16 protein-coding genes are annotated in these 12752 nt (G+C 27.5%); all 16 read right to left on the reverse strand.

Annotated features, from left to right (window positions below):
• Positions 1 to 44 precede the first annotated feature (44 nt).
• The 16 genes from TCEL_RS05030 to prmA all read right to left on the reverse strand — a co-directional run bounded on the left by TCEL_RS05030 (position 45) and on the right by prmA (position 12729).
• A complete protein-coding gene (locus tag TCEL_RS05030; protein WP_018661787.1) occupies positions 45 to 602 on the reverse strand; it encodes a DUF4342 domain-containing protein in 558 nt (185 codons plus the stop codon).
• Positions 603 to 618: 16 nt separating this feature from the next.
• The gene (recO, locus tag TCEL_RS05035) at positions 619 to 1344 is read right to left on the reverse strand and encodes a DNA repair protein RecO (RefSeq protein ID WP_040683745.1); all 726 of its coding nucleotides are present in this window, start codon (positions 1342 to 1344) and stop codon (positions 619 to 621) included.
• Between the two features lie 20 nt (positions 1345 to 1364).
• Positions 1365 to 2258 carry a GTPase Era gene (era, locus tag TCEL_RS05040; RefSeq protein ID WP_018661791.1) on the reverse strand — a complete coding sequence of 298 codons (894 nt, stop codon included), beginning with the start codon at positions 2256 to 2258 and terminating at the stop codon, positions 1365 to 1367.
• Positions 2251 to 2661: a cytidine deaminase gene (locus tag TCEL_RS05045; protein WP_018661793.1), complete on the reverse strand. Its 411-nt coding sequence runs from the start codon at positions 2659 to 2661 to the stop codon at positions 2251 to 2253. Before TCEL_RS05045 ends, era begins: the two co-directional genes overlap by 8 nt.
• 101 nt (positions 2662 to 2762) lie before the next feature.
• The gene (locus tag TCEL_RS05050; RefSeq protein WP_018661794.1) at positions 2763 to 3461 is read right to left on the reverse strand and encodes a diacylglycerol kinase; all 699 of its coding nucleotides are present in this window, start codon (positions 3459 to 3461) and stop codon (positions 2763 to 2765) included.
• A gap of 9 nt (positions 3462 to 3470) precedes the next feature.
• Entirely contained in the window at positions 3471 to 3974 is a 504-nt protein-coding gene (gene ybeY / locus TCEL_RS05055) for an rRNA maturation RNase YbeY (RefSeq protein ID WP_018661796.1), read from the reverse strand.
• 5 nt (positions 3975 to 3979) lie between these two features.
• Positions 3980 to 6055 (reverse strand): HD family phosphohydrolase, encoded by a 2076-nt coding sequence (locus TCEL_RS05060; protein ID WP_198010645.1) that lies wholly within the window; start codon positions 6053 to 6055, stop codon positions 3980 to 3982.
• Positions 6030 to 6995 (reverse strand): PhoH family protein, encoded by a 966-nt coding sequence (locus tag TCEL_RS05065; protein ID WP_018661800.1) that lies wholly within the window; start codon positions 6993 to 6995, stop codon positions 6030 to 6032. The genes TCEL_RS05060 and TCEL_RS05065 overlap by 26 nt, the downstream gene beginning before the upstream one ends.
• Before the next feature lie 14 nt (positions 6996 to 7009).
• Positions 7010 to 8197, reverse strand: coding sequence for a sporulation protein YqfD (gene yqfD, locus TCEL_RS05070; RefSeq protein ID WP_018661802.1), 1188 nt, complete (start codon positions 8195 to 8197; stop codon positions 7010 to 7012).
• Between the two features lie 11 nt (positions 8198 to 8208).
• A complete protein-coding gene (yqfC, locus tag TCEL_RS05075; RefSeq protein WP_018661804.1) occupies positions 8209 to 8481 on the reverse strand; it encodes a sporulation protein YqfC in 273 nt (90 codons plus the stop codon).
• A gap of 107 nt (positions 8482 to 8588) precedes the next feature.
• Positions 8589 to 9032, reverse strand: coding sequence for a GatB/YqeY domain-containing protein (locus TCEL_RS05080; RefSeq protein ID WP_018661806.1), 444 nt, complete (start codon positions 9030 to 9032; stop codon positions 8589 to 8591).
• A gap of 16 nt (positions 9033 to 9048) precedes the next feature.
• The gene (gene rpsU, locus TCEL_RS05085; RefSeq protein WP_018661807.1) at positions 9049 to 9225 is read right to left on the reverse strand and encodes a 30S ribosomal protein S21; all 177 of its coding nucleotides are present in this window, start codon (positions 9223 to 9225) and stop codon (positions 9049 to 9051) included.
• A gap of 152 nt (positions 9226 to 9377) precedes the next feature.
• Entirely contained in the window at positions 9378 to 9716 is a 339-nt protein-coding gene (locus tag TCEL_RS05090) for a histidine triad nucleotide-binding protein (protein ID WP_018661809.1), read from the reverse strand.
• 24 nt (positions 9717 to 9740) lie between these two features.
• Positions 9741 to 11033 carry a tRNA (N(6)-L-threonylcarbamoyladenosine(37)-C(2))-methylthiotransferase MtaB gene (mtaB, locus tag TCEL_RS05095; protein ID WP_018661811.1) on the reverse strand — a complete coding sequence of 431 codons (1293 nt, stop codon included), beginning with the start codon at positions 11031 to 11033 and terminating at the stop codon, positions 9741 to 9743.
• Between the two features lie 2 nt (positions 11034 to 11035).
• Entirely contained in the window at positions 11036 to 11779 is a 744-nt protein-coding gene (locus tag TCEL_RS05100) for a 16S rRNA (uracil(1498)-N(3))-methyltransferase (protein WP_018661813.1), read from the reverse strand.
• Between the two features lie 11 nt (positions 11780 to 11790).
• Positions 11791 to 12729: a 50S ribosomal protein L11 methyltransferase gene (gene prmA, locus TCEL_RS05105; protein ID WP_018661816.1), complete on the reverse strand. Its 939-nt coding sequence runs from the start codon at positions 12727 to 12729 to the stop codon at positions 11791 to 11793.
• Positions 12730 to 12752: the final 23 nt, after the last annotated feature.

A 12752-nucleotide genomic window follows, 5' to 3' on the forward strand; every position in this document is an offset into this window, starting at 1 on the left:
AGCATATATTGTCAAAACAAAAGAATAAGTCAGTAAATTCTGACTTATTCTTTTACATTTTTTAACTCATTTGCTAGTTGTTCGATCTTGTTTTCTACTTCAGTCCTTATATTATTTGTTATTTCGTTTGCATTATTTTTCACATCTTTAACTTTTTCTTGTACATTATCTTTTACTTCTTCATACTTTTCTTTAATTACATCATTTATTACTTCTATCTTACCATTTGGCCTTTCAATCTCTAACGTTACTTTTGTTGCTAGAGCAGCTATTGCTCCAACAACTAAAAGATATGGATTAAATAGTGTTAAAGCTCCTGCTGCAACCCCTGCATTTACTGGTATATCAACTAATACCCTTGAATCCTTTTTTACTTTAATTCTTGTAACGTTTCCTTTTTTTATAATATCTTTAATTGTTTCAGTCAATTCATTACTTATTTCTGCAACATTCTGTGTAAATGTTTTTTGTTTGTTTTCTAATTCAATTAATGCTTCAATTACATTTCCATTATGTTTCTCTAAAATCTCTTTTGCTTCTGCATAAGTAACGTTAGCTCTTTCTCTCAATATGTCAATCTTCTCTAAAGTTATATTTTCCATATAACCATCTCCTAATTTAAATATTAATAAAATCTTGCGTATTTAACTTGATTGATAAGTAATAGTTAATATAATCTTTTAAAAGATACTCAATTTTCCTTATAATTTTTTCATCATAATTTAGTTTAACCAATTCTTCTAATTTTATATTCCTTATGATTCTAAAAAATTTAATTTCATTATTATCAAGATTTTTTTTGTTTGTACAATTAGAACAGATTATTCCACCATGTTCATTAGAAAATAGACCATTATTTATATTAATATTTCCACAGATAACACACTTTATAACTTGAGGTGTATAACCTAATAATGAAATAAGTTTAAAGTCAAAAACTACTTTTAATAGTTTTAAGTTGACTACACCACTTTCAAGGATATAAAGTGTTTTTAATAACAATGCTAAAATATATATATTTTTACTTTCTATTTCTGTTGATTTATCTATAAATTCTAAAAAGTATGTGCCAAGCATTAACTTTTCATAATCTGTTAAAAGTGTTTGAAATGAATTATTTAAAGCACCTGAATTAAGAATATACATATCTTTTCCTTTACTTATTATGTATTCACCAAAACAAAATTGCTGAGTTAAATGTAACACTTTGCTTTTAGTTTTTCGTGCTCCATTACATAATACATCAATTTTACCAAATTTATCCGTAAAAATAGTGATGATTTTGTCATAATCACTATAATTACGCACCTTTAATACAACTCCTTGTACTTTAAAGTATGACAAAATCATCACCTCTCTATTTTTTATTTATATCCTAGACTTCTTAATATTGCTTCACTATCTCTCCAGTCTTTTTTAACTTTTACCCACAACTCTAAAAATACTTTTGTACCTAAAAATCGTTCTATATCTATTCTAGAACTTTGACCAATCTTTTTCAACATTTGTCCACCTTTACCAATTATTATTGATTTATGAGATTCCTTCTCACAATAAATTGTTGCATTAATGTTAACACACTGCTTTTCTTTATCTTCTCTCATTGTTATAACTTCTACTGCAGTACCATGTGGTACTTCCTCCTGTAAATTATGTAGTAACTTTTCTCTAATTATTTCTGCTACAACAAACCTTTCTGGTTGATCTGTAATCATTTCATCTGGGAAATACTTAGGTCCATATGGTAATTTATCAACAATAACTTTGATTAACTCATCTACATTCTTTTGTTTTAATGCTGATATAGGAACAACTTCATCAAATTTAAAATAGTTATAATAATTTTCAATAGTTTTAGCTAACTTTTCTTTGTTCACCGTATCTACTTTATTTATAACAAGTATTTTTATTGGTTTAGATTGTTTTATTTGATCAATGATATATTTATCAGAAATATTTATTTCTTCTTCGGGTGTTGTAACAAAAACTATAACATCTACCTGCGACAATGTACTTTGCGCAACTTTAACCATGTATTCTCCTAATTTATGTTTTGGTTTATGTAATCCAGGTGTATCCATAAAAACGATTTGATAGTTGTCTCTTGTTAGTATAGCTTGAATAGTATTTCTTGTTGTTTGTGGTTTATTTGATGTTATTAGAAGTTTTTCTCCCATTATAGCATTAATCAATGTTGATTTACCAACATTAGGCCTACCTATAATTGTTACATAGCCTGATTTAAATTCTTTATTCATTTATCCTACTCCTTTCAATGTCTTCATTTGTAAAGGCATATGGTAATAGTTCACAAATATTATGGACTTTAAATTCCCCATCTCTGTTAGCACAAATAACTTCTATATTCTTTCCATATTCCATTATTACTTGCCTGCATATACCACAAGGATATGTAAAATTAGGACTATCACTTATTATTGCTATTTTTTTAAAATTCCTATATCCCTCTGATACAGCCTTGAAAATAGCAGTTCTTTCAGCACAATTTGTTGCTCCATAAGTTGCATTTTCCACATTACATCCTGTGAAAACTTTTCCATCTTCAGTTAATAATGCTGCTCCAACTCTAAAGTTTGAATAAGGAACATAAGCATTTTTCATAGCATTTTTTGCAATTTCTATTAGATTTTTATTCTCCATATTTTTCCCCCTCGTTTCTTCATAATATTTAGGAATTACTATTATATATAATTTTGTGAAAAATTCAATACTTTTATAAAAAAAAATTGGGTAATTCTGCTTCATGATAACAATTTAAATATAAAAATTGTTATCAATATGCCAAGCAGAGCCCCAACAATAGTTTCATAAAGAGAATGTATTTTCCCCTCAACCCTACTTTGTGCTACTAAAAATGCTAAAAAATATACCAAAGTTATTATTAGTAAATCTTGTATAAACAGTGATATTGCCGTAGCTGCTGCAAATGCTAATGCACTATGACCACTCGGCATTCCACCCTTTAATGGAGTTCCTTCTCCATATACAGCTTTTATTATAACTGTAGCAATGACAACAAGTATTAAACAAATAAATACAACAGTTATATCTGATTGCTTAATTTTAAATAAAACTGTATTAGATAATGGTTTTAAACGATCAAAAAACAACAAATACCCAACAACAACAGCATTTATAGCAGCAATTAAAACAGCACCTGCTGAAACATTTTTTGCTATTTTAGCTAATGGATGATAATAATTAGCAGTAACATCGATTGTTGCTTCAATTGCTGTATTTATCATTTCTAGAACAATTACCAACGTTATAGTAAAAAACAATATTAGAATTTCAAGCTTTGAAAAATCGAAAAATAAACTCAAAAATAACACTAAAATAGCAGCCAACAAGTGTATTTTCATATTTCTTTGAGTTTTTATTGAGTAAATTATACCCTCAATAGCATAATTAAAACTATCAGATATTTTTTTTAGCTTCATATTTTCACCTTACCTTGGCAGTCCTATTTTGTTTAAGATTTCTTCTTCTTTGTATCTCATAATTTTTTTATCTTCTTCATTTTCATGGTCATAGCCTAGTAAATGTAACATACTATGAACTACAAGAAAAGCTATTTCTCTTTCAAAGGAATGACCATATTCATTTGACTGTTCTAATGCTTTTTCTAAGGATAAAACCATATCACCTAAAACAACACACCCACTTTCAGGGTTTATATCTTCTATACCTATTTCAATTTCACCCTCTTCTTCATAGCCCTCATCATATTCTAATTGTGGAAAGGACAGAACATCTGTTTCTTTATCAATACCTCTAAATTGTCTGTTTATTTCTCTTATCTCTTCATTATCAGTTATTATAACATTTACTTCACATGGATTATTAAATTTTTCATATTCCAAAACTGTTTCAATTGTTTTTTTAATTAAGTCTAAATGTTCATTTTTTAAATCTAATTTATTTTGTCTATTTTCAATTTCAATAAAGTTCATAAATCTTATTCCTCCTTTGTAATATCTGGATACTCTATTCTGTTATGAAAAATACCAATTAGTACTTTTACAAACACTTCTTTTATCTTCTCAATATCTTTTAAAGTTAATGGAGAATCATTTAATTGGTTGTCATAGAGTTTTTCATTTACTACCTTTTCTACCATGCTTTTTATTTCATCAACTGTAGGATTACTAATTGACCTTACTGCTGCCTCTACACTATCTGCTAACATTATTATTGCCGACTCCTTTGTATTAGGTTTTGGTCCTTCATACCTAAAGTTCTCTTCTTTTATTATTTCCCCATCATTTAAAGCTTGAACATAAAAATACTTAACTAAGGTTGTACCATGATGCTGCATAATAATTTCTTGTAATATCTTTGGAAGCTTATATTTTTGTGCTAATTCAATACCGTCCCTTACATGTGATGTTATAATTGAAACACTTAAGCGTGGAGTTACTTTATCATGTGGATTGTCATTTGTTATTTGATTTTCTTTAAAAAAGTATGGCCTTTTGATTTTACCAATATCGTGGTAGTAGGATCCAACTCTTGCTAATAATGCATTGGCTCCAATTTCATCCGCTGCTGCTTCTGCTAAATTTCCAACTAAAATACTATGATGATATGTACCAGGTGCTTCAAATAATAGCTTTTTTAATAATACTTGATTTGGGTTAGATAATTCAAGTAACTTTATAGGAGTTAAGATATCGAAAAATTGTTCAAATACTGGTAAGATTCCAATAGAAAATATAGAAGAAACAATACTATTAATAAAAACAAATATGCTGCTATAAAAAGTTTGTGAAAAAACTGAATTATTTAATATATTTATAGATGATATAATTATAAAATTTATTGCACCTACATAGAATCCCGTTAACAATATATTATTTCTTTCATGAACTTTTGAGGTAAAATATGTTCCAAGTATACTACCAAAAACATACATAACACAAACATCTAAATTAAAACCTGAGACAATTGTAATAACTAGTAAATTTATAAGAGACAATATAAAAGAAATTTTATGACCAAATATTAATGTTGACAATATTGGTAAAAAACTTATTGGTATTAAATATACAGAAATAATTTTAAATGCAAAAGATAATATAGCTGTTAGAACTATCAAAATGTTACTTATGAAGAAAAATGTAAAATTATCATACATAGTATTATTTTTTACTATTAGGTTTAAAAGAAACAACTCCAATAACACAAGTATAGCAATTCCTGTATATAGTATTAAATCATGTTTTTTATTTTGAGATAATATACCAGCCTTTGATAACAAATAAATATGGTGTTCATTTACAACTTCACCTTTTAGAATTATGTTTTGATTTTTTTTAATGATTACTGGATCAATTTGTTTTTTTATTTGTTGTTTTAAATCTTCAGTTTGTTGATAATCAAAAAACATATTAGGCTTTATTGATATAATACCAATTGTATTTGCTATATCTCTTAGATTCTTAGGAAGATTTGATGATTTAATATAGAAATCTAAATCTTGCTGAGCCTTTTTTATATCATCAAGGTTATTTTCGCGAATGTCTTGTGATAAAACTTTTATTAAATTGTTTTTAAAAAACTCATTTAATATATCTAATTCTTCTTCCTTTAATTTCAAAAGATATTTAATATCTTCGTCAGTTATATTAAGAGTAGTTTTGCTCTTTAATCTTTCAATTTTTAATGTGTCATCTATGTTCTGCTTCTTTTCAGTTTTTATGTCATTAATTAAGCTTTCTATATCTTCAATTGATTGCTTTGCAATATTTAAATCTTTATTATATTTAGGAGATAGACCTTCCAGTGCCTTATTTATTTTTTCTTGTGTAGCAACTTCATCTTCAAAATCTCTCGGTGCTTTGATATCTATTGGTGCGATATCTCCAACTTTTAAAGAATATTTTTTAGGTACTACACTAAATGAAGAGATAAGAAACAAAATTATAAATGTAATTACAAATATAATCAGTTTTATAATTTTTTCATTGAAAATATCTTTAAACATATATCTTTTGTTTTTCATTTTATCACCTATCTTCTTTTTCCTCTTCAAATTTATTGTAGGCTTTTATAATTTCAGATACTAATTTATGTCTTACTACATCTTTATCATTAAAATAAACAAAATCAATTCCTGGAATTCCTTTTAATATCTTTGTAACCTGCTTTAAACCTGAAACTTTACCTTGCCCTAAATCAATTTGAGTTAAATCACCTGTTACAACAATTCTTGATCCATACCCAAATCGTGTTAAAAACATCTTCATTTGTTCAGGTGTAGTATTTTGTGCCTCATCTAGAATTATAAAACAATCATCTAAAGTTCTACCTCTCATGTAAGCTAGAGGAGCAACCTCTATAATACCACTTTCCATATATCTATTAAAACTTTCAACACCTAATATATCAAATAATGCATCATATAATGGTCTTAAATATGGATTTATTTTTTCTTGTAAATCTCCTGGAAGAAAACCTAGCCTTTCACCTGCTTCAACTGCTGGTCTTGTTAGAACAATTCTACTAACTTTTTTATCTCTTAAAAATTTAACTGCCATTGCTATTGCAAGATATGTTTTTCCTGTTCCAGCAGGTCCTATCCCAAAAACAATTTCATTTTTTCTTATAGAATCTATATAATTTTTTTGTCCTAAAGTTTTACATTTTACAGGTTTTCCTTTTGATGTTGTTATTATAACATCATCTAAGATATTTTCAACCTTTTCTTCACAATCTTCTAAGACAAGGCTAATTATATAGTTAACAGTTTGTTTTGTTATTATCTCATTTCTTTTAGCTATCTCAAGTAGTTTTAGTATTGTTTTTGAGGCTAAATCTACTTGCCCTACACCTGTTATCTTTATTTCATTATCTCTATTTACTATAAATACATTAAAGCATTGTTCTATAATTTTAATATTCTCATCAAATTTACCATAAAGATTAGCTAATTGTTCAAGATTCTCAATTTCTATTTTTACTTCTTTCTGCATTTTAAACCTCCTCATTATCTATGCTGATCATATGATATTTCTTCTTCTGTAATATAAAGTAGTCTTACTTTTACTTTGTTTTTTTCTATTATTTTATCATATTTCTTATCTATTAAATTAACATTTTTAGGGATTTGTTTATTTATTTCCTCTTGAGCTTTTTGTGTAGCAATTTTTATTGCTTGATCTATTGTATAATCTACATTTTCTACATCAACTTCATATATGGTTTCTTCTATCTTATCTACAGGAATATTATAACCTAAAATGCTTACTTTTGTCTTATTTTCTATTTTATCATAATTTAAAAAATTATTTTCAAACTTCTTTATGTAAATTTTATTTCCGTTTAAGATAATGTACTCATTCTTAATAAATTTGCCAGTTCTTGTCCTTTTTTGTAATTTTAATTCTTGTTCTTGAAAGACCTCATACCATACCTTTGCATATACTTTTCCTAAAGAATGGACAGTTTTAATAACCTCCTGCTTATTAGTTTCCTTATTGGTATAAATTATATCTCCAGATATTAAAACCTGTCCTTTTTGAACATAATCACCAACTTTAACAAGTGGAGTTCCTTTATAACAATATAATTTAGTAATAATACCATCTTTTTTTGCTACTATATCAACAGGCTCATCTGAATTAAAAATACTTGGAGGCATTGTTCTTTCTACAACATCAACGTTTAGTTTTATACCATCAATAGATAGATTTATTAGCGACAACTCTTTAATTTCTTTTAATATGTTATTTTCAACTTCTCTTAAATTTGTTTTATTTTTTTTAGTCCCAATTTTAATGCCATTTTTATATAGACTATTTAATATTCTTTCTCTTGATATTGTTTTATTTCCCTTTATATCAATTTGCCATATTATGTTTGAAAGATAATATAAAGTTATAATAAACAATATTATACCAAAGATAAATATTTTTCTATTGTTTAATTTATATATTTGGAATGCCAAGCCACGTTTTTGTTTTATCTTTATTTTTGAATTTGTTATCTTTGCTATCTTCTTAATTTTTCTATAATCCCTAGCAAGTATGTTAAACTCTGTTGTTATAAAGTCACTTTTTTTAATATCCCAAATTTTAATTCCATTTTTATATGTTAAATTTAAAAATTTTTCTAGATTAAAGGTTTTAATTTCAACTTTTATTAAACCTTCAATGAAACTATTCCCCCTTCCCATAACCCCCTCCATCATTCATTACTTAACTTAACATTTTCAACTTTACCACTTAGAACTATAGAATCTTGACTTATCTCTTTTATAATAAAATTCTCTCCTTTAATTTGTATTGTTCCAATATTGCTACTTACTCTTACTATATTCGAGTTGTACTCAACAATTCCTTTGTGATTTTCAATTTCAACTTCTTCTGTACCAATAATCCTAATACAAGGTATGTCTAGAACTACTTCTTTTGGCATCTCTAATGATTCACTTATTTTATGCTTCAATTTTCTTTTCATAAACCACCCAATTCAAAATTACTTATTCTATTAATATGCTAAAAATTAGCATATTATTAAGTAACTTATAAAAATTTAAGAGGTTAACTTGCGTTAACCTCTTTATATTACTGCAGATACTGCTTTACTATTTGATTTACTAACTTACCATCAGCTCTGCCTTTTACTTTTGGCATTACTATAGCCATGACTTTGCCCATATCCTTGATTGAATTTGCCTGTACTTCGTTCATGGCCTCCTTAACTATTTCAGATATTTCTTCTTCTGTTAATTGCTGAGGAAGGTACTCAAGCAAAATCTCAATCTCTTTTTGAACTTGTTCTACAAGATCCTGCCTGTTCCCTTTTTCAAACTCCTCAATGGAGTCTCTTCTTTGCTTAACCTCTCTATTTAGAACTGATATTATTTGTTCATCATCTAATGTAGTTCCATCAGTTTTTTCAGCTTGAAGAATTGCTGCCTTTGCCATGTTTAATACATTAGCTCTAAATTTATCTTTATTTTTCATGGCAGCCTTCCAATCTTCTTGAATTCTTTCTTTGAGTGACATATTCACCCTTCTTTCATTACTTAAACTTTCTCTTTCTTGCAGCTTGTGACTTTTTCTTACGTTTTACGCTTGGCTTTTCATAATGTTCTCTCTTTCTAATTTCTGAAAGAACACCAGCCATTGCACACTTCTTCTTAAATCTTCTAAGTGCGCTATCAAGTGTTTCGTTTTCACCAACTCTGATTTCTGACACCTTTATCCCTCCCTCCGCTTAACATATTGCAAATACTATTGTGATGTAGCCATGAACTACAAATACAATCAAGGACACATTATATTATATATTATAAGTGTAAATATTGTCAATGAAATATATTAAATTTGTTAAATTTTGATTCATTTCCATCAACCTGGTGGCCATTGCATATCTCTTCCACCTATCAAGTGAAAGTGAATATGTTTTACGGTTTGCCCTGCTGATTCACCAGTATTTGTAACAAGTCTAAATCCACTTTCATCTATGTTTAATTCTTTTGCTATAACTCTTGCTGCTTCAAATATTTCATTTAATATATTAGATTTTGTATCTATATCTAATACACTTGTATAGTGTTTTTTAGGAATAATTAATATATGTACTGGTGCAACAGGATTAATGTCTTTAAATGCTAGAACACTTTCATTTTCATATACTTTAGACGCAGGTATCTCTCCGTTTACTATTTTACAAAATATACATTCCATAAAATCACCTCCTATTCATACATATTATACCATGGAACCTATTAACATGTCATCCTTATATTGCTTAATTTTTACATTAACTATTTCTCCTTCAATATTATTAATACTTTCAACACCAACTTTTAAATAATTTCTTGTATAACCTATGTATAGATTATCCTTTTTTTCTTCAACTAATATGTCCATTGTTCTATCTATAAATCTTTCATAAAATTCTTTTTCATACCTATCACTTAATTCAATTAATTTTTTACTTCTTACTTCCTTTTCATGATTACTTACAGTTTCTTTTAAACTGGCTGCCTTTGTTCCTTTTCTTGGGCTATATTTGAAAACATGTAATTTTGTAAGTTTAACTTTTTTTAAAAACTCATATGTTCTATTGAATTCATCTTCAGTCTCTCCTGGAAAACCCACAATAATATCCGTAGTTATAGAAACATCCTTGAAATAAATTCTTAAGTTTTGAACAGCTTCATAGTATTCATCTGTTGTATAATGCCTATTCATTCTTTTCAATGTTTCATCACAGCCACTTTGTAGAGATAAATGAAAATGTTCACATAGTTTAGCGCAATTAGATAATCTAATTATATTTTCAAGTGTAAAGAATGATGGCTCAACAGATCCTATTCTAATTCTTTCAAGCCCTTCTATTTTATTTAATTCTTCAATAACGTCAACTAATGTTACATTTCCTAAATCTTTACCATAGGATGCAACATGTATTCCTGATAATATTATTTCCTTATAACCATTATTAACTAATTTCTTAACTTCTTCTATTATAGTTTCAAATTTTTTACTTCTTACAGGTCCTCTTGCATAGGGTATTAAACAGTAAGAACAAAATCTATCACATCCATCTTGTATTTTAAGAAAAGCTCTAGTTTTATCTTGATAGTGGTCAATCTCCATTTCCTCAAAATCTCTTACTGACATTATATTTTTAACTTTGTTTAATTTGTTTTTTGTTTGTTTATATTCATCTATGTATTCTAGTATTTTGCTTTTATTATCTGTTCCTATTATGATATCAACATCATCAATTGAGGCTACCTCATCAGGTGCAACTTGAGCATAACAACCAACAGCAACAACAATAGCATTTTTATTTATCTTTTTAGCCCTTCTTAACATTTGTCTTGATTTTTTATCTCCAATACTTGTAACAGTACAAGTATTAATCACATAAATATCAGCATATTCCTCAAAATCAACTATTTGATATCCATCTTTTTCAAACAGCTCTGCCATAGCTTCTGTTTCGTATTGATTAACTCTACATCCTAATGTATAGAATGCAACTTTTTTCATCTTTATCCTCCTATATCTGATAGCTCATATAATATAATAGTTGATGCAACTAATCCTGCAGTTTCCGTTCTTAATATTCTAGGCCCCAATGTAACTAATACAAAACCATTTTCTTCAAAAATTTTAACTTCCTCTTCACTAAATCCACCTTCTGGTCCGATAACAACTGCTACATTTTTTATATCTTTCTTATCCTTGAGTGCTTTTTTAAATCCCATTGACCTTTCTTTTTCATAAGGTACAAAAACAGCATCGAATTCTTTTAACAGTTCTAAAGCTTCTTTGAAATCAATTATGTCCTTTACTTCAGGAACTATACCTCTATTTGATTGTTTGGAAGCTTCATACGCAATTCTATTCCATCTCTCTAATTTATTTTTTAAATCTTTTCCTTCCGTTTTTACAACTACTCTTTCTGTTATAACTGGAATAAACTCTTTTATTCCAATTTCTACTCCCTTTTGTATTATTAATTCCATCTTTTGTGCCTTTGGTAACCCCTGAAATAATGTTATGCTGACATCAGACTCATTTTCATTTTTGAATTTTTCTTTTACTAAACATACAACATTATTCTTATTTATTTCTTGTATGGAACATATATATTCATTTAAATGGCCATCACATACTTGTATTATATCGTCTTTTCTAAGTCTTAGTACTTTTGATATATGTTGTACGTCATCACCTTCTATTATTATCTTATCATTTATGATATTATTTCTTTTGACAAAAAACTTATGCATAATAACCTCCTTTACTTCTGTGCTACAATTGCAACCCATTCGCCTTTTTCATTTACATCTTTAATTTTAAATCCATTTTGTTTTAAAGCTTCCTCAACTTCTTGTTTCTTATCTTTAATTATTCCTGATGATATAAATAGCCCATTATCATTTATATAATTACCTATGAAAGATGATAAGTAAATAACTACATCAGCTATTATATTAGCTACAACCACATCAGCTCTACCTTCAACAACATCTACTAAATTTCCATGAATAATTTTTACATTTTTAGTTTTATTATATTGAACATTTATTTTTGCTGCATCAACTGCAACTTCATCTAAATCTACTCCTATAACTTCACTAGCTCCTAATTTTGCTGCAACTATTGCTAAAATACCTGAACCAGTACCAATATCAAACACTCTATCTTCTTCTTTTATGTACTTTTCTAAAAACTCAATACACATCATTGTAGTCTCATGTGTTCCAGTTCCAAAAGCCATACCAGGATCAAGTTCTACTACAATTTCATTTTGTTTTGGGGTATATTCTTCCCATCTTGGTTTAATAATTATGTTGTTTCCTATTTTAGTAGTTTTATAGTATTTCTTCCATGCATTTGCCCAATCTTGTTCTAATACTTTATTTGATAATATTTTTCCCATACCAATATCAATTCCCATATCCCTTAATTCAGCTAGTTTAGTATCTATAAATCTTATTATCTCTTCTAAATTATCTTCATTACTAAAATAAGCCTTAACAATTGCTGCTTCATTACCATATTCAAAAATATTATAATCAGCATAGTCCCAAGTAAATGGTCCTGAAGGTCTTTCTGTTATGTCGTTAGGATCTTCAATTGCAACTCCTTTAACATCAAGAGAATAAAATATGCCTGTAATTGGTTCAATAGCTTCACTTTTTGTTATAACTTTTACTTCTATCCATTCTCTGTTCATTTTTATCCTCCTTTTTATGTTTT

This window comes from Thermobrachium celere DSM 8682, from assembly GCF_000430995.1.
Taxonomy (GTDB): domain Bacteria; phylum Bacillota; class Clostridia; order Clostridiales; family Caloramatoraceae; genus Thermobrachium; species Thermobrachium celere.

Coding starts and splice junctions, on each gene's coding strand:
- TCEL_RS05030 (WP_018661787.1), bottom strand. CDS start 602: ATGGAAAATATAACTTTAGAGAAGATTGACATATTGAGAGAAAGAGCT.
- era (WP_018661791.1), bottom strand. CDS start 2,258: ATGAATAAAGAATTTAAATCAGGCTATGTAACAATTATAGGTAGGCCT.
- TCEL_RS05045 (WP_018661793.1), bottom strand. CDS start 2,661: ATGGAGAATAAAAATCTAATAGAAATTGCAAAAAATGCTATGAAAAAT.
- TCEL_RS05050 (WP_018661794.1), bottom strand. CDS start 3,461: ATGAAGCTAAAAAAAATATCTGATAGTTTTAATTATGCTATTGAGGGT.
- ybeY (WP_018661796.1), bottom strand. CDS start 3,974: ATGAACTTTATTGAAATTGAAAATAGACAAAATAAATTAGATTTAAAA.
- TCEL_RS05065 (WP_018661800.1), bottom strand. CDS start 6,995: ATGCAGAAAGAAGTAAAAATAGAAATTGAGAATCTTGAACAATTAGCT.
- yqfD (WP_018661802.1), bottom strand. CDS start 8,197: ATGGGAAGGGGGAATAGTTTCATTGAAGGTTTAATAAAAGTTGAAATT.
- yqfC (WP_018661804.1), bottom strand. CDS start 8,481: ATGAAAAGAAAATTGAAGCATAAAATAAGTGAATCATTAGAGATGCCA.
- TCEL_RS05080 (WP_018661806.1), bottom strand. CDS start 9,032: ATGTCACTCAAAGAAAGAATTCAAGAAGATTGGAAGGCTGCCATGAAA.
- TCEL_RS05090 (WP_018661809.1), bottom strand. CDS start 9,716: ATGGAATGTATATTTTGTAAAATAGTAAACGGAGAGATACCTGCGTCT.
- mtaB (WP_018661811.1), bottom strand. CDS start 11,033: ATGAAAAAAGTTGCATTCTATACATTAGGATGTAGAGTTAATCAATAC.
- TCEL_RS05100 (WP_018661813.1), bottom strand. CDS start 11,779: ATGCATAAGTTTTTTGTCAAAAGAAATAATATCATAAATGATAAGATA.
- prmA (WP_018661816.1), bottom strand. CDS start 12,729: ATGAACAGAGAATGGATAGAAGTAAAAGTTATAACAAAAAGTGAAGCT.